Genomic DNA, 17,320 nt, shown 5'->3' with positions numbered 1-17,320 from the left:
GCTGGTCATGGTGGAGACGCCTCAGCCAGACCCGGGCCCGCCGCAGTCACTACAAACGCCGAGGCCACAACCTGCAACTGTGATTGCAGTACTAGTGGATGAACCGCGGCAGCCACTTCGCCCGGTAGTCGGGATGGCCCGCGTGTTCCGCGGCCAGCTGCCGCACGGCGAAACCGAGACCGACCGCGCGGCCGGACGAGAAGTCGTGGTCGGGACGGTCGGTGTCCTGGTCGGCCACCTCCGCGTACTCGTTGAGGAGAACCCTGCTCGTCTCGATGCGACGGCGGGTGCGCGCGGGGTCCTGGAGGGCGATGTGCTGATCGAAACCGTGACCGCGCAGGCTGAACGTGATGGCACCGGTCCGGTCGTGGACCTCGCCGGACATCCCGGACGGGCAGCGCCAGCTGTCCCCGCCCGCCGCCTGCGCGATCCGCTCCTCCTCGGCGAGACGCGCCCGAACGAATTCGATCATGTCGGAGTTGTCTGTCATCGGGGTTCCGCATCCTTCACCGTCCTGGTCCCCTGCCGGAAACCGCACCTGCTGTCCGCCCGAGTACTGTTCTTCGACCGAGGCTGCCGCTCGACGATACCGAGTCGGGGGACCGGAACAGTGCTCATGACATGGTCGGCGCCGCCCGCTCCCGCCGGGGCGCCGGTCACCTTCCGCCCGGCCGTGCCCGCGCGCCGGGCGGCGGCACGACCGGGAAGAACCGCCGCGAGCACGAAGAGCCGCCACAAGCGAGAAGTGAAGGGAACCGCCCATGACCGCCGTGCACGGGACGTCCGTGGACATCGCCACACCGGACGGCGTCGCCGACGCCTATCTGGTCCACCCGGACGACGGAGTACCGCATCCCGCGGTCCTCCTCTACATGGACGCCTTCGGACTCCGGCCCCGGCTCAGCAGCATGGCCGACCGTCTCGCCGGAGCCGGATACACCGTCCTGGTCCCCAACGTCTTCCACCGCCACGGCCGGGCCCCGGTGGTCGAACTGCCCGACTTCATCGATCCGGCCGCACGTCCGGAGATCTTCGAGCGCCTCGGGCCGATCCTGCGCTCGCTCACCCCCGACCTGGCGATGCGCGACGCGGACGCCTACCTGACGTGGCTGGCGGACTGCCCCGCGGCCGCCGACGGGCCGGTCGCCGTCACCGGGTACTGCATGGGCGCCGGCCTCGCCCTGCGCACCGCGGGCACGTACCCGGACCGGATCGCGGCCGCGGCCGGCTTCCACGGCGCGCGGCTGGCCACCGATTCCGCCGACAGCCCCCATCTGCTCGCCGACCGGATCACCGCGGAGCTGTACTTCGGCCACGCCGACGAGGACCCCGCGCTGCCGCCCGAGCAGATCGCCCGCCTCGACGAGGCTCTCACCGCAGCGGGCGTGCGTCACCGCGGCGAGGTCTATGCCGGGGCACGGCACGGATTCACCCAGGCGGACACCGCCGCGTACGACCGCGACGCGGACGAGCGTCACTGGACCGCGCTGCTGGCCCTCCTGGACCGCACCGTCGGACCGTCCCGCGCCTGAGGGCCCGTCGGGGGACCGGTGACCGGTGCGGCCACGCCCAGGTGCGCACGTTTCCGGCGCCTTGGCACCGCGCGCCGTGCCGCGTCCGGCTTCCGGCCGAAGGCCACCCGGCAGGCTCTGAATCGCGGCCCGCGCGCCCGGGACATACGGTCGGCAAGGGGCACGGTGCCGTGCCCCGCTGTGCCGCCCCGCTCCCGGGCGCGCCGCCCCGTGGCCGCGCGCCGACGGCCGTGGAACGCCCGGAACGCGGAACCGGACCGTCGGGAGGTGGCGGACGGGAGGCGGAGGACCGGACGAGAGGAGGCCGTGATGACGGCCGAGAACACCCGCACCCCCCTCGGACCCGACGGCGGCCTGGACGAGGTCTTCGAACTGGCCCAGCAACTGCGCGTCGACTCCGTTCGCGCCAGCACCTCCGCCGGTTCCGGGCACCCGACCTCCAGCCTGTCCGCCGCCGACCTGATGGCCGTCCTCATGACCCGCCATCTGCGCTACGACTGGCAGCACCCGCACAACCCCGCCAACGACCACCTGATCTTCTCCAAGGGACACGCCTCGCCCCTGCTGTACGCGATGTTCCTCGCCGCCGGCGCGATCGGCGAGGAGGAGCTGATGACCACCTACCGCCGCGCCGGTGGCCGCCTCCAGGGGCACCCCACTCCGGTGCTGCCCTGGGTGGACGCGGCCACCGGATCGCTGGGCCAGGGCATCGCGTACGGGGTCGGCATCGCGCTCGCCGGACGCGATCTGGAGCACGAGCCGTACCGCGTGTGGGTCCTGTGCGGCGACAGCGAGATGACCGAGGGCTCGGTGTGGGAGGCCCTGGACAAGGCGGGCCGCCACCGGCTGGCCAACTTCGTCGCGATCATCGACGTCAACCGGCTCGGCCAGCGCGGCCCCACGGAGCTGGGATGGGACACCGGCGCCTACGCCCGCCGCGCCGAGGCGTTCGGCTGCCGCGCCCTCGTCGTCGACGGCCACGACCTCGAGGCCGTCGACGAGGCCCTGACCACCGCGCGCGACGGGCAGGCCCCCACCGTCGTCGTCGCCCGCACCGTCAAGGGCCAGGGCGTCTTCGAGATCGCGGACGCCGAGGGCTGGCACGGCAAGGTGCTGCCCGACGACCTCGCCGCCCGTGCCGTCGCCGAACTCGGCGGGGTACGCCACCTCACCGTGCGCGGCCACCGGCCGCCCGCGGCCCCCGTGGTCGCCCCGCCCGCCCCGGTGCGGGTCGTGCTGCCGCAGTTCCGGACCGGCGAGACCGTCGCCACCCGCGTCGCCTTCGGCAAGGCGCTCGCCGCGGTCGGCGACCGGCCCGACATCTTGGCCCTGGACGCCGAGGTGGGCAACTCCACCCACGCGGAGGACTTCGGCAAGGCCCATCCCGAGCGGTACTTCCAGACCTACATCGCCGAACAGCAGATGATCGCGTCCGCGGTCGGCATGGCCGCGCGCGGCTACCGCCCCTACGCCACCACCTTCGCCGCCTTCCTCACCCGGGCCCACGACTTCATCCGCATGGCGGCCGTCTCCGGGATCTCGATGAGCCTGTGCGGAACCCACTGCGGGGTCGAGATCGGCGCCGACGGGCCCTCCCAGATGGGTCTGGAGGATCTCGCCATGATGCGCGCCGTCCACGGCTCCACCGTGCTCTACCCCTCCGACGCGACGTCCGCCGCCGCCCTGACCGCCGCCATGGCCTACCTGGACGGCATCTCCTACCTGCGCACCACCCGGGGCGCCTACCCCGTCCTCTACGCACCCGACGAGACGTTCCCCGTCGGCGGTTCCAAGACCCTGCGTTCCGGCCCCGACGACCGGGTCACCCTCGTCGGTGCGGGCGTCACCCTCCACGAATGCCTCGCCGCGGCGGACGTGCTGGCCGCCGACGGTGTCCCCGCGCGCGTCGTCGACCTGTACTCCGTCAAGCCGGTCGACCTCGACACGCTCGCCCGCGCCGCCCGGGACACCGGAGCACTGGTCGTCGCGGAGGACCACCACCCCGAGGGAGGCATCGGCGAGGCCGTGCTGTCCGCGCTCGCCGCGCAGCGGCTGACCCCGGTGTTCGCCCATCTCGCCGTACGCGACCTGCCGGGTTCCGGGACCAGCGCCGAACTGCTCGACGCGGCCGGCATCTCCCGCACCCACATCGCGCGGACCGGGCGGGAGCTCGTCGGCCGTCGAGCCGGCGGCTGAACGGGGCGCGGCGCCGGGGGAGACCGCCTTCGCACGCGGCGGCGGTCAGGATTCCGGTTCCTCCTGCGAGCGCGGTCCGGCGCGGGGCCGCACCGCGGTCCCGGGTGTATGGGCCGTCGGCAACGTCGTCGACCCGGGCCCAGGTCGTCCCCGCCGCCGGCGCGGGTTCAGCCGCCGCGTTCGCCATCGACGCCGACGTGTTGGAGGAGGACGTCGGCCGGGCCGTCGAGCGGCGTCGTACCGGCGCCGCCGCCCGGTGAGCCCGCTCCCCACCGTGGCGGGTCCGTCGTGCGCGCGCCGCGGTGGCGGTCTTCGCGAAACCCACCCGTCACATCAGCCCCAAGTCGCTTATCGTCGAGGGGGATTGCCCGGTGAGCGCGACGGCGCCGCCGGGAAGGGGACGACGACGAGGAGGACGACTGTGCGCTGTCGCGCGCTGGGACGCAGTGGGCTGTCGGTGTCCGAGATCGGTTACGGCGCCTGGGGCATCGGCGAGTCCGCCTGGGTGGGGGCCACGGAGAGCGAGTCCGTGCGCGCCCTGCACCGCGCCGTCGAACTCGGGGTCAATTTCGTGGACACCGCCCGGGGTTACGGCGAGAGCGAACGGATCGTCGGCCGGGTCGTGCGCGAACGGCCGGGCGACGAGGTGCTCGTCGCCACCAAGGTGCCGCCGAAGAACCGGATGTGGCCGGCCCCCGAGGGCATCGACCCGGCCGAGACGTTCCCGGGCGAGCACATCCGCGAGAGCCTGGAGACCAGTCTGCGCGTATCGGGGCTGGACCACTTCGACGTCCTGCAGTTCCACGTCTGGAGCGACGACTGGGTCGGCCGCGGCGACTGGCTGGAGACGATCGGCGCGCTCAAACAGGAGGGGAAGATCCGCCTGTTCGGCGTCTCCGTCAACGACCACCGGCCCGACAGCGCGCTCGCGCTCGTACGCAGCGGCGCCGTGGACAGCGTGCAGGTCATCTACAACGTCTTCGACCAGGCACCGGCCGACGAACTGCTGCCGGCCTGTGCGGAGCACGGCGTCGGCGTGATCGTCCGGGTGCCGCTCGACGAGGGCGGTCTGACCGGTCGCATCACCGCGGGCACGACGTTCCCCGAAGGGGACTGGCGCGGGCGGTACTTCCGCGACGACCGCCCGGCACAGGTCGAACGGCGCGTGGCCGCGATCGCCGCCGACCTCGGTGTCCCGACGGACGGGATCGCGGAGTACGCCCTGCGGTTCGTGCTGAGTTCGCCCGAGGTCTCCACCGTCATCCCCGGCATGCGCAGCGCGCGCAACGTCGAGCGCAACACGGCAGTGAGTGACGGGCGTTCGCTCACCGCGGAGCAGCTCGCCGTGCTGGCCCGGCACCGGTGGCAGCGCAACTTCTATTCCTGAGCACCGCGTTGCGACCGACGCACCTGCGTGGCCCGAACCTGCGCGGGCCGCGCCCGCCGCGCCGACCGGGCGCGGAGAACGACGACGAACCAGGCGGTGGAGCATGAACCAGCGGGAGACCGAACGGGTCGGCGGCCGGGCCCATTCGGCACGGGTGTACGACTGCATTCTGGGCGGCAAGGACCACTACGAGGTGGACCGCCTGGCGGCCGAGGCCTCGTTGAGGGCCTGGCCCGGTCTGCGCACGAGCATGCTGGCGAACCGGGCGGCGATGCGCCGCATGGCGCACTGGCTGGCGACGGAGGCCGGGATGCGCCAGTTCCTCGACATCGGCACCGGCATCCCGACCGAACCCAACCTGCACCAGGTCGTGCAGGACGTGGCCCCCGAGGCGCGGATCGTCTACGTCGACAACGACCCGGTCGTCCTCGCACACGCCGACGCACTGATGCGCAGCACCCCCGAGGGCCGGACCGCGTACATCCAGAGCGACATGAACGCCCCCGGCACCCTCCTGGCCGACCCGGCCCTCCACCAAACCCTCGACCTGACGCGGCCGGTCGCGGTGACGGTCATCGCCATGCTCCAGTTCGTCGCGGACGCACAGGGCCTGGTCGAGACGCTGATGGAACCGCTCGCGCCCGGAAGCCATCTGGCGGTCACGCTCGCCACCGCCGATCTCGCGCCGGGTTCGAAGGCCCTCGCGCGCGAGTACACCGAGCGCGGCATCCCCATGTACCTGCGCGACCGGGCGGAGGTCGAGGGGCTGTTCACCGGATTGGACCTGGTGGACCCCGGTGTCGTGCCGATGACTTCGTGGCGGCCTCCGGCAGGCGAGGAACCGCCCGCCACCACGACGAACATGTACGCCGGAGTGGCGCGCAAGCCCTGACCGCCCCGGTCGCACGCCCCGGGCTCCGCGGGCCCCGCGCCCGGTCCGGCAGCCCTCGGGGGCGCCGGACGGGGAGCGTACGTGTACGCACCGCGCCCTCGCCGCACGGGGCACCGTGCCCGCCCGCGTCCCCGTCGCCCACGGTCGAAGGACGCCCCGGCCCGTGTCGGAGAACGTCCCTGCGCCGGAATCGCTTCCGCGGCATCGGCCGGAACTCTCCCGCCCCGCCCCGGCGTTGTCCGGGACCCGGGGCGGCACGGCCCCGGTGTCCTCCGTAACGGGACTGCGGGATGATCGTGTCGCCGCCCGGGCGGCTCCCCGCACAACCGCCGGATCCTCTGGAGGCCCTCCGTGACGACCACCCGTGTGCTGATCGCCGACGACCAGGTGATGGTCCGTCAGGGCTTCACGGTGCTGCTCGACGCCGAACCTGGCATCGAGGTCGTCGGGCAGGCCGTGGACGGCGCCGACGCCGTCGCCAAGGCAGCCGAACTCGCCCCCGACGTCGTACTGATGGACATACGGATGCCCGGGGTCGGCGGCATCGAGGCGACCCGACGCGTCACCGCGTCGTCGTCCGCCACCAGGGTGCTCGTCCTGACCACCTTCGACCTCGACGAGTACGTGTACGAGGCGCTGCGCGCCGGAGCGTCCGGATTTCTGCTCAAGGACGCCTCGGCCACGGAACTCGCCCATGCCGTACGGGTGGTGGCGGCCGGCGAGGCACTGCTCTCGCCGAACATCACCAAGCGCCTCATCGCCGAGTTCTCCCGGATCTCCGACGTTCCCCGCGGTCCCTCCACGTCACGCAGCGGCAACCTCACGGAACGCGAGACCGAGGTCCTCGCCCTCATCGCGCAGGGCCTGTCCAACGCGGAGATCGCCGAGCGTCTGGTCGTGGCGGAGCAGACCGTGAAGACGCATGTGAGCCGCATCCTGGCCAAGCTGGGCGTGCGCGACCGCACCCAGGCCGCGATCCACGCCTACGAGACGGGGCTGGTGCGCCCGAGCGGGTACTGAGCCGCCCGGGCGTCGGGCCCCGCGCCCTTCCGGGAACGTCAGACCCGCAGCTCGCCGTCGCGCACGACCACCTGGCCGCCGGAGATCACGAGCTGCCGGCGCGGCGCGCGGACGAGGGCGTCCTGCGTGTTCTCGGCGTCGACCAGGACGATGTCCGCGCGTGCCCTCGCGACGAGGTCGTGGACCGCTCGGTGGACGAACCCGGCCGCGCGGGTGGAGGCCAGCTCCACCGCGTGGGCGAGGTCCTCGTCGGTGCGCAGGCCGTGGAGCCGTGCGAAGCCGAGGGCCACGCGCAGCAGGTCGCCATCGCCGAACGGCGACCACAGATCGCGGATTCCGTCGGTGCCGAGACCGAGCGGGACACCGCGTTCCCGCATCCCGCGCCAGGGGAGCGGCGCGGTACGGGGCGGGGCCACGGTCGTCCAGGCGATGCCGGTCTCCGCGCAGCCGTCGAGCAGGTCCTGCCGGCGCTCCGCCGGAAGCTCCCCGAGGGCGAAGCCGTGGGAGATCGTCACCCTGCCGTGGAGCCCGGAGCGCCGGGTGCGGTCGATGATGAGCTCGAACTGGAACGCGCCGAGTTCCCCGCCGTCGTGCAGATGGATGTCGAGGCCCACGCCACGCCGCTCCGCGACCGCGAACAGTCCGTCGAGCTGTGCCACGGGATCACGGTCGATGGACGCGGGGTCGATGCCGCCGATGCTCGTCGCTCCGGCCGAGGCCGCGCGGTCGAGCAGATCCAGCACCCCGGGACGGCGGACCACGCCGTCCTGCGGGAACGCGACGATCTCCACCTCGATGGCACCACCGAGGGAGTCCACCGCCTCGCGAACGGTCTCGATGCCGCGCAGCCCGACACCGAGGTCGACGTCCACGTGGCTGCGCACCGCCGTCGTGCCGTGCCGGAGGAACTCGCGGAGCACCGCAGTGGTCGAGGCCGCGTTCGGGATACCAAGCCCGTCGCGCGTCGCGCGTTCGTGGGCGATACGACCCTGCGTCGTGGCCTCGCCGCCGTACGGGACCCAGGGCTGCCCCCACCAGCTCTTGTCCACATGGGCATGCGCGTTGATGAAGCCGGGCAGCGCCAAGAGCCCGCCGCCTTCTATGCGTTCGCCGCCGCCGCTCGCCCGGCCCGCGGGCACCACGGCCTCGATCGCGGCCCCGGACATCACGATGTCCACGGGCTCGGCGCCCCAGGGGCGGACGTTCACCAGAGTCGCACGGGTCATGGAGGGATGGTATGCCGAATGGGCCCTTGGGGGGCTGGAAAGCTCCCTCGCGACGGCCCGGGGGCCGTCGCGACACGCGGGAGTCAGTCGCGCGGGTCGGCGCTCCGTCCGGAGTCCTCCGCGCGCTTCTCCTTCTGCGCCTGCTTCTCCTTGATGCGGACCGCTTCCTTCCGGACCTCCGCCTGGGTGGTGCGCTCCCGCTGGAGCCAGTCGGGGTTCTCCTTCTTCAGTTCCTCGATCTGCTCCGTGGTGAGCGCGTCCGTGATCCCGCCGCGGGCGAGACCCGAGATGGAGACCCCCAGCTTCGCCGCGACCACGGGACGGGGGTGCGGGCCGTTGCGTCGCAGCTCGCGCAGCCACTCGGGCGGATCGGACTGCAGCGCGTTCAGTTCGGTGCGCGAGACGACACCCTCCCGGAACGCGGCGGGGGTGGCCTCGAGGTACACACCCAGTTTCTTCGCCGCGGTCGCGGGCTTCATCGTCTGGGCGGTCTTGTGCGACGTCATGGTGTCCAGGGTATCGAGCGTGCGCACCGCCTCTGACCAGGGCCGGTAACCTTGCGGGGTGACCAGCTCCGAAGAAGCCCCCGTGTTCCGGCTCGCCCATGCCCCGGGGGTGACGCCCGCCAAGTGGGTGCGGATCTGGCGCGAACGGCTGCCCGACGTTCCGCTGGAGCTCGTCGCGGTGCCGGCCGCCGAGGCGGCCGGCCTGCTGCGGGACGGCGGCGCCGACGCCGGGCTGCTGCGGCTGCCGACCGACCGGACGGGCCTCAGCGCGATCCCGCTCTACACGGAGACGACGGTCGTGGTGGTGCCGAAGGACCACGTCGTCGCGGCGGCCGACGAGGTCTCCACGGAGGATCTCGCCGACGACATCGTGCTGCACCCGCTCGACGACACCCTCGACTGGGAGCGCCCGCCGGGACGTCCCGCGATCGAGCGCCCCGCCACGACCGGGGACGCCGTCGAACTGGTGGCGGCCGGAGTGGGCCTCCTCGTCGTTCCGCAGTCGCTCGCTCGCCTCCACCACCGCAAGGACCTCACCTACCGGACGGTGACCGACGCCCCTCAGTCGCGGGTCGCGCTGTCGTGGCCGGAGGACGAGACGACGGACCTGGTGGACGACTTCATCGGCATCGTCCGCGGCCGGACCGTCAACAGCACGCGGGGCCGTCCCAGGACCCCGGCGCAGCCGAAGGACGAGAGCCCGCGCACGGGCGGCGCGCGCCGCAAGCCCTCGGCCGGCGGCGCGGGCAGGGCGGCCGGCAAGTCGGCCGGTCAAACGACCGGCAAGGGCCGGCGCGGCACCTCCGGCGGCGGCACCAAGGGCGGCAGCGGGCGCAAAAGGCCCCGCCGCCGGTCCTGAGGGCTGTCCCGTCGTCCCTGGCGGACGCCCGACGGCAGCTGTCGCGGGCGACGGCACCGGGAGCCGACTCCGGCCGGCGGGCGGCGGCGCGACGCGCGGTGACGCACGCCCCGGCTCAGCGTCCGGTCCGCATCCTCGGTTCCGGCACGACGCGTACGACACCGTTCAGCAGGTGGTCGACAAGATCGCGCGAGGGCCGGTCCGTGAGGTTGGTCAGCAGCCGGGCGAGGGTGTTCAGCAGGAACGGCGACCCCATCACGTACCGGTTGAGGACCGGCTGGAACCCCGACCGGCTGAAGACGAGGTCGGCGGCCGCGTTGCCGAGGCGGTAGTAGCGCCCCCAGCGGCGGTTCATCTCCACGGGATAGCCGCGCAGCACCCGCTCCCTGCCGGGGCCCGGGGGGAGGGCGAGCGCGAGCGCGGCGGTCTCGGCCGCGACCTCCCCCGCCTCCATGGCCTGCCCGATCCCCTCACCGTTCCAGGGGCTGATCATGCCCCCGGAGTCGCCGACGAGGAGGAGTCCGCGGGTGTACAGGGGATGACGGTTGAAGCCCAGCGGAAGAGCCGCGCTCCGCACGGGACCCTCGGCATTCTCCTCGCTCAGCCCCCACGCGCTCGGGGTGCGGTCCAGCCACCGGTCCAGCGCCGCGCGCAGATCGGCCGAACCGCGCTTGCGGTGGGGCAGCGCACCCAGACCGACGTTGACCCGGCCGTCGCCCATGGGGAAGATCCAGCCGTAGCCCGGGAGGTAGTCGTCGCTGTCCGGGAAGCGCAGATCGGCCCACAGCTCCAGGTACTCCTCCCGGGAGCGCTCCGGGCTGCGGTAGTAGCGGCGGGCGGCCGTCGCGATCTGCCTGCGCGCGTCCCGTTGCAGCCCCAGGGCGATGGCGAGGCGGGCCGATGCGCCGTCGGCGGCGACCACGATCGGCGCGCGGAACGCCAGCGGTTCCTTGGTCGCGGTCGTGGTGGCCGTGACGCCCGTGACGCGCCCGGCCCGGTCGGTCGACGGCCCGGTCACCTTCACGCCGGTGCGCAGCCGGGCCCCCGCGGCGACGGCGTGCCGGGCCAGGATGTCGTCGAAGTCGTGCCGGCTGCGGGTCAGCCCGAAATCCGGATAGCGCCCGAGCGACGGCCAGTCGATGTGCACCCGGTGGCCTCCGGCCACCCAGCGCATCCCGCGCGAACGCGTCCACCCCGGAGCCTTGATGTCGACGCCCATCCGGATGAGCTGGTGCACCGCGCGAGGCGTCAGACCGTCCCCGCACACCTTCTCCCGGGGAAAACCGGACTTCTCCAGGAGCAGGACGTCGACCCCCGCCCGCGCGAGATGAAAGGCCGCCGACGAGCCCGCGGGCCCCGCCCCGACCACGATGACCTGGGCCTCCACGTCCGGACCGCGAACGGGCCCCTCGTCCGACGGAGACCGGTCCGGTGTCGCTTCCCGCATGGGACCCCTTCTTCCTGATTCCGCGTCGGCCGGTGCCGTACCGAGGACGGCGGCCCTGGGCCCCATCATCGATCAGGGAGGGGCGCCGCGGAACCGGGCCCGGGTCGTCGAGCGCGGACGGATGGACCCGCCGGGCCACCTCCCTCGGTTCGGTGAGGACATCCCGGGCCTCCTCGTGCGCCTGCCGGAGCAGCGCGCCCGCCTGCTCGGGCGTCCGGTTGCGGCGGGCCCGTGGCGGGATGGGGCAGCCTGGTCACCAGCACCCCGGCCAGGACGGCACCGCGGGCGAGCAGCGCGAGCACGGCACTCGTCAGCATGCCCGCGCAGCTGCGCACGGCGAGGTGGCGGAGCACTTCCGGCCCGGCCACCCGGCGCGCGGGGAAGCGGTCACCGAAGAAGAGGACGCGACGCCCGCGCTCCGGTTCCACGCGTCGGCGCCCTCCGCGCTCAGCACCGCCGGTGCGCGCCGACGCGTGCGGGGTCGCAGGAGGAACGGCCCGTCGGCACGCCGACGACGGTGCAGTACAGGAGTCCCGCCCAAGACGTGCAGCAGCCGACAACGGGGCCCGCGATCCGGAGGAGACGTGGAGGGGGTCCGGGCACCACCGGTGCTCTTCTCCCGCCGAGCTCCGCGTCGTGCGGGCGCGGACTCAGTACGGCAGCGGCCGACCTGACGGGGTCCGGAGGTCGAGGGGGCGCGGCCGTGACGGCGGCTGCGGACGTCGGACGATCCTGATGCGGCCCACGGCCACCACCTCCACTCGGATTACCGGTCGTATGCCCGTTGAGCGACTTCTTCATGCGGCCCTGCCCGGTCCAACCGGCATGGGGAGCACGGGGGTTGTGCACGGGCGGGGTGGATGTCCGGGCGGGGAGCGGGGCGGCGCCGTCTTGCCGACGCACCGGGGACAGCGCGCACACGCACTCGCTATTCTCCCGCCATGAGCCATGGACATGGCACGGGAGGGGCGTCCCGCACGGCTCCGCGGAGCACCGCGTGACCGAGTACGCGGGCCCCTCGCCGGATGCCCGCACCGCCGAGGCGTGGCTGGTCTTCGGGACCCGGCTGCGCCAGTGGCGCAGGCGCGCCGGGCTCACCCAGGCCCAGGTCGGTGCCCGTGTCGGATACGACCACACCGCCATCAGCAAGCTGGAGCACGGCACCCGCAAGACGCCGCTGCCGCTCGCCCGCAGGCTGGACGACCTGCTGACCGCGGGCGGCGACCTCCTCGGCGCCTGCGAGGCCGCGGAGGCGGAGGGGCCGGGAACCGTCCCGGAGGACGGGCCCTCGACGCGCCGGCCGACGACCGGTGCCCGCACGGGTCCGCTGCCCGGCGAACCGGCGGGAGGCGACCTGCTCTCGATGCTGCCGCCGGACGTCGTCCTGCCCGCACGACTGCCCACCTACGGGCTGGTGTGCCCGCTGCACGGCCGCGACGGCTGCGCCGTGCCCGCGCTGGCCGACATCGTCGCGCTGTACTCGGACTTCTGCGAGCCGGGTCCGGCCGCCGTCGCGCGCCCACCGCTGGACGCGGACACCGTGCACGCCCTGACGGCGCTGCTCGCGGCCTGTCTGCGCGCCGACGAGGAAGGGGCCTGGCCCGGGGCGACCGCCGTGGTCGAACGCACCCTGCACGCCATGCTCCGCTGGATGGCGCTGCCCGCCGCCCCGTACCAGCGTCAACTGGCGCCACTGGCCGCCGAGTACGCGCAGTCGGCCGGGTGCCTGCGGCTGCTGCGGGGCCGCAACGCGACGGCGATGGCCTGGCTCGACCGGTCGCTGATGTGGGCGGACCTGGCCGGTCATGTCGGGACGGAGGTGGCCGCGCTCAGCGACATGAGCACCCTGGCGCGGCTGGAGGGCGACGCGCCCTCCGCGCTCTCCTACGGCGGCGCCGTCCGGCAGGCCGCCGCCGGGCGGGACTGGGCCGGTGCCATGAGCGACGTCTACCTGGCGCGCGGGCACGCGGTGCGGGGCGACATCCGGCAGGCCCTGGGGCATATCGACCGCTCCCGGGCGCAGTTGGACCGGGTCGGCGAGCGGGACGAGGGGGAGGCGCCGTGGCTGTCCGTCGCCTCCGTGCGTCTGAGGGTGGAGTCCGGGGCCGCCGGTGCGCTGCGGGACCTGGCCGTCACGACCGGGGAGCGGCGGCTGGCGCTGCGCGCGGTCGAGGCGAGCCGCGCCGCACTGGAACTGCTCCCGCCGGGTATGCGCTCGGCGCGGGCACTGCTCCTGGTGCGGATGGCCGACGCCCATGCCTGCGCCCGCGACCCGCAGGCGGCGATCGCCATCGCCCGGCCCGTGCTGGACACTGCGGAGGTCACGGCATCGGCGCTGCTCGGCCTCGAACTGCGGGGTCTGCTCAGCAGGTTGGCCGTCGGACGCGCCGGCCGTGCGGAGAACGACGACTTCACCCGTCGGCTGGCGGCCGTGGTCCGCTGAACGGTGAGGGCGGGGCGCGTACGCATGCGCCCCGCCCGGTGTGCCGCGCGGGCTTCGTCAGCTCGCGTTCAGTGTCACGTCGTCGACGACGAAACTGGTCTGCAGGTAGGCGTCCTCACTGCTGGTGAACCCGAGGGTGAGCGTCTGTCCGGCGAACGCGCCGACGTCGAAGGTCTTCTGGACGTAGGAGTTCGTGGCGTCCGCGTTGGAGTACGTGGCGAGCGTCCTGGTGCCCAGCTTGACGGTGAGCGTGTCGTAGGCGGGGGAGCCCGCCGACTCGGCGGTGTCGGTGCGCAGGTGGAACGACAACTGGTACGTCGAGCAGCCGGCCGGGACCGTCAGGGGCTGGGTGAGGGTGTCGGTGTGCGTGGAGCCCCAGCCGCCGAGCCACGCCATGTACGAGCCGCTGTGCGCGGGCTTCTCCGACGTCCGGTTGTTGATCACACCGTCCGTCTGGCTCCACGGGGCGACCCCGCTCTCGAAGCCGCCGTTGACGACTGCCTGGGTCGCCTGGCAGCCGCCGCTGCCACCGCCGACGACGAGCGAATAGGTGGTGGTGTGGGTGGCCGTGCCGGTACCGGTCACGGTGAGGGTGTAGGTGCCGGGCGTGGTCCCGGACCCGGCGGAGACGGTCATGGTGGACGAGGAACCCGACTGCGCGGAGGCCGGTTCGAACGAGACGGTGACCCCGCTCGGGGCGCCCGAGGCGGTCAGTTTCACCGTCTGGGCGGAGCCGCTGGTGGTCGCGGTCTTCACGCTCGTGGTGACGGATCCGCCCGGCTGGACGCTGCCGGAGGCCGGCTGGACCGCGACGGAGAAGTCGTCGACGGGCGCGGTGCTGCCGACGGAGGTCTTCCACACCGTGTAGGCGATCCCGTCGGCGCTGCGGTCGAGCGCGGTCGTGTTGATGTTGGCGGTGGTGTCGCAGGACTGGTGGTAGCAGGGGTCGTAGGAACGGCCCGCCGTGCCGCCCCACTTGGCGGCCTGCGCCGAGGTCTTGGTGTCGCTCGCGCCCGTGGCGTAGCCCGAGGTGGGGATGCCGCCCTGCTGGAACGAGTAGTCGTCGGACCGGCCCTGGCCCTCGACGTTCTCCTCGGGGGCGAGGTTCAGCGAGTCCCAGTACTCCTTCATCGGGGCGGACGCGGCGGAGGTGAGGTTGTTGATGAAGTAGCCGCCGTTGGTCGAGGCGACCATGTCGAAGTTGTAGTACGCCTTGATGGCGGCGCGCTGGGTGGAGGTGAGCTGTCCGACGTAGAACTTCGAGCCCTGCAGCCCCTGTTCCTCACCGTTCCACCAGGCGAAGCGGACGTGCTTGGTCATCGTCGGATTCGCCTTGGCCAGGGCCAGCGCGTTCTCCAGCAGCGCGGCGGAGCCCGAACCGTTGTCGTTGATGCCGGGGCCGGCCGAGACGCCGTCCAGGTGGGCGCCGAACATGACGGTCTGGTCGGACGGGCCGCCCGGCCAGTCGGCGATCAGGTTGTTGCCCCGGTAGGTGCAACTGGTGCAGGTCTGCTCGGTGACGGTGTAACCGGCCGCCTCCAGCTTGCCCTTCACATAGGCCACCGACGCGGTGTGACCGGCGCTGCCCGCCCGGCGGTTGCCGCCGTTCTGGGTGGCGATGGTGTTCAGCTGCGTCAGGTGTGCCTGCACGGCGGCGACGCCGATGTCGGGCACCCCGCCGCCCGGGTTGCCGCCGCCGTTGTCGACCGTGAGGGTGTACTGGACGGTGTGGCTCTGGGAGCCGTCACCCTTCACCGTGAACGTGTACGCGCCCGGAGCGGCGGACGACGACGCGGACACGGTCATCGTGGAGGACGCCCCGGACTGTACCGAGGACGGGCTGAAGGAGGCGGTGACGCCGCTCGGAAGACCGCTCGCCGACAGCTGCACCGTCTGCGCGTTGCCCGAGCCGACCGTGGTCCGCACCGCGGCGGTCACCGAAGCGCCCGGCTTCACGGAGCCGGACGACGGGTCCAGGGACAGCGTGAAGTCGTTGTTGCCGTTGGAGGTGCAGGTCGGGTCGCCGCTCTGCGCGGGCACGTCGACGGCGTCCCACGCCGCCTTGGCGCGGTCGAACAGGACACAGCTCGCGTCGAGGTTCTTCGCGGCGGTGAGGGTGGCCGTGCGGTAGCGCTTGTAGGTCATCCCGCTCGTCTTGAGCAGCATGCCGCCGTAGAAGACCTTGCCGGCGCTCTGGATGCCGACACCGGTGACCGAGGAGCCGTTGCACGTCGGGCTGGCGGGCTTGCCGCCTCCCGGGCCGGAGCCCTCGGCCAGCAGGTAGAACCAGTGGTTCAGCGGACCGGCCGCCGCGTGCTCCTCGGTGTTGGGTATCGAGGAGCTGTAGCAGTTCGGGTCGCCGGTCCGCGAGGGGTCGTACATGATCCGGATCGGACCGTTGCCGACCAGGTTGATCTTCTCGCCGACGGTGTAGTCGGGGTCGTCGTACGGCGTCGGCTCGTTGGTGTACGCCTCGGTCAGGGCGCCCATGATGTCGCCGGTGGCCTCGCCGAGACCGGACTCGTTGTTGGCGCCGCCGGGTGTGTACTGGTCGATGCCGTGGCCGAACTCGTGGCCCACCACGTCCATCGCGCCGATCCACTGGTTGGCGTTGTTGTGCCCGATGGAGACCGACGAGCCGTCCCAGTAGGCATTGACGTCGTTCAGACCGACCTTGACCGGCCAGCTGCGGCCGTTGCCGTCGTGCCCGTTGCGGCCGAGCCAGTCCCGCAGCATGTTCCACTCGTGCTGGGCCGCCCACATGACGTCGACGCAGCCGGTCTCCTTGCTGGAGGCGTTGCCGGTGCCCCAGGAGTCGCTCGACTTGCCGAAGACGCCGCCGGTGCTGTAATCGGCGCAGCTCAGCCCGGTCCGGTTCGGATCGCGCAGCGAGTAGCTACCGCCCGACGCGGTGGTGTCGATGGTCAGCGGGTTGGGGCCGTTCCACTGGCTGTTGCCGGTACCGGCCTTGACGTCGTCGTAGCTGTCGAGCACCTTGCCGTTGCCCGCGTCGACGAAGACGTGCAGGCGGCTCGGCGCCTCGGCCGTGCGTCCGGTGAGGACCGTCTCCCAGGCCAGGCGAGGGGTCCTGCCCGCGGCGCGCACCACGAGGCGGTGCGATTCCACCCGGTCCACGGCGGTGAGCCGCTTGCGGGAGACGCTCTCGGCCGTGGCGGCCGGGACGGTCGGCGTGGTCGGTACGTCGATCCGCCGGGGGAGCGCCGACTGCGTGCCGCGCACCCGGCCCTCGGAGTCGGCCATCACGACGGCGTCCCCGCCGACGACCGGCAGACCGCGGTAGGTGCGCTGGTAGGCGACGGAGTACATGCCCTTGACCCAGGGGGTCACCATCTGGCGTTCGTACCGCTCGTCCGGCCCCTTCGCCAGCGTGTCGAGACCGCTGGCGGCGGCACGGTCGGCCGCCGACACCGCGGCCTGGATCGCGGCGCGGGCGGTGGGGGCGGGCGGGGAGGGTTCGGCGGAGGCCGGCCGGCCGCCGCTGACGACCAGCATTCCGGCAAGGACGGCCAGGGTGGTCCCGGCCGTCAACGGTCTGCGTTTCATCGAGGCTCCTCGGGTCGGTGGGGGCCCCGATCACGGGCAGCGACGCGCGGTGTCGCATCCGCTTCGGCCGTGTCTTCGAACCGGCGGTGTCCGGCCGTACAGCAGACGTCGGTTCGAAGGCACGGCCTCGGCCGCCCGCGTCGCCGTCGTCCGTGATCGAGCGACCGAACACTCACACGTCGTCATGGCCGCGTCAATGAATCGCGGAGGCCGCCCGGCGACTTGGCAAGTTTGGTCAAGCCGCGTGG

12 protein-coding genes are annotated in these 17,320 nt (G+C 73.0%); 7 read left to right on the top strand and 5 right to left on the bottom strand.

Features of this window, described 5'->3' with window-relative positions:
- Positions 1-91 precede the first annotated feature (91 nt).
- Complete coding sequence (locus ACFYY6_RS34585) at positions 92-490, bottom strand: DUF6221 family protein (protein ID WP_351516467.1); 399 nt, start codon at positions 488-490, stop codon at positions 92-94.
- A 271-nt stretch (positions 491-761) separates the two neighbouring features.
- On the opposite strand from ACFYY6_RS34585, the gene ACFYY6_RS34580 reads away from it, so the two are divergent.
- The 5 genes from ACFYY6_RS34580 to ACFYY6_RS34560 all read left to right on the top strand — a co-directional run bounded on the left by ACFYY6_RS34580 (position 762) and on the right by ACFYY6_RS34560 (position 7,027).
- Entirely contained in the window at positions 762-1,532 is a 771-nt protein-coding gene (locus tag ACFYY6_RS34580; protein WP_351516466.1) for a dienelactone hydrolase family protein, read from the top strand.
- Between the two features lie 309 nt (positions 1,533-1,841).
- Positions 1,842-3,728 carry a transketolase gene (locus tag ACFYY6_RS34575; RefSeq protein WP_389197253.1) on the top strand — a complete coding sequence of 629 codons (1,887 nt, stop codon included), beginning with the start codon at positions 1,842-1,844 and terminating at the stop codon, positions 3,726-3,728.
- 421 nt (positions 3,729-4,149) lie between these two features.
- Positions 4,150-5,115, top strand: a complete 966-nt coding sequence (locus ACFYY6_RS34570) for an aldo/keto reductase (RefSeq protein ID WP_351516464.1) — start codon at positions 4,150-4,152, stop codon at positions 5,113-5,115.
- Between the two features lie 103 nt (positions 5,116-5,218).
- Positions 5,219-6,007 (top strand): SAM-dependent methyltransferase, encoded by a 789-nt coding sequence (locus ACFYY6_RS34565; protein ID WP_351516462.1) that lies wholly within the window; start codon positions 5,219-5,221, stop codon positions 6,005-6,007.
- 351 nt (positions 6,008-6,358) lie between these two features.
- Positions 6,359-7,027 (top strand): response regulator transcription factor, encoded by a 669-nt coding sequence (locus ACFYY6_RS34560; protein WP_351516461.1) that lies wholly within the window; start codon positions 6,359-6,361, stop codon positions 7,025-7,027.
- A gap of 38 nt (positions 7,028-7,065) precedes the next feature.
- Here the strand turns inward: ACFYY6_RS34560 and ACFYY6_RS34555 are convergent, their stop codons facing one another.
- Both ACFYY6_RS34555 and ACFYY6_RS34550 read right to left on the bottom strand, forming a co-directional pair.
- Positions 7,066-8,253: an amidohydrolase gene (locus ACFYY6_RS34555; RefSeq protein ID WP_389197251.1), complete on the bottom strand. Its 1,188-nt coding sequence runs from the start codon at positions 8,251-8,253 to the stop codon at positions 7,066-7,068.
- 83 nt (positions 8,254-8,336) lie between these two features.
- Positions 8,337-8,759 (bottom strand): DUF5997 family protein, encoded by a 423-nt coding sequence (locus ACFYY6_RS34550; RefSeq protein ID WP_386609521.1) that lies wholly within the window; start codon positions 8,757-8,759, stop codon positions 8,337-8,339.
- A 58-nt stretch (positions 8,760-8,817) separates the two neighbouring features.
- On the opposite strand from ACFYY6_RS34550, the gene ACFYY6_RS34545 reads away from it, so the two are divergent.
- On the top strand, positions 8,818-9,618 hold the full coding sequence (locus ACFYY6_RS34545; protein WP_388651929.1) for a LysR substrate-binding domain-containing protein: 801 nt from the start codon (positions 8,818-8,820) through the stop codon (positions 9,616-9,618).
- 115 nt (positions 9,619-9,733) lie between these two features.
- Here the strand turns inward: ACFYY6_RS34545 and ACFYY6_RS34540 are convergent, their stop codons facing one another.
- Positions 9,734-11,065, bottom strand: a complete 1,332-nt coding sequence (locus tag ACFYY6_RS34540; RefSeq protein WP_351516454.1) for a geranylgeranyl reductase family protein — start codon at positions 11,063-11,065, stop codon at positions 9,734-9,736.
- A gap of 997 nt (positions 11,066-12,062) precedes the next feature.
- On the opposite strand from ACFYY6_RS34540, the gene ACFYY6_RS34535 reads away from it, so the two are divergent.
- Positions 12,063-13,508 carry a helix-turn-helix transcriptional regulator gene (locus ACFYY6_RS34535; protein ID WP_351625889.1) on the top strand — a complete coding sequence of 482 codons (1,446 nt, stop codon included), beginning with the start codon at positions 12,063-12,065 and terminating at the stop codon, positions 13,506-13,508.
- Between the two features lie 57 nt (positions 13,509-13,565).
- On the opposite strand, the gene ACFYY6_RS34530 is transcribed toward ACFYY6_RS34535, so the two are convergent.
- Complete coding sequence (locus tag ACFYY6_RS34530; RefSeq protein WP_388651932.1) at positions 13,566-17,072, bottom strand: M28 family peptidase; 3,507 nt, start codon at positions 17,070-17,072, stop codon at positions 13,566-13,568.
- Between the last annotated feature and the right edge of the window lie 248 nt (positions 17,073-17,320).

The organism is Streptomyces sp. NPDC001750 (assembly GCF_042892615.1).
Classification (GTDB): Bacteria; Actinomycetota; Actinomycetes; order Streptomycetales; family Streptomycetaceae; genus Streptomyces.
Note: the sequence above shows the minus strand (reverse complement) of the source record. Positions and strands in the feature narration are given on the sequence as shown.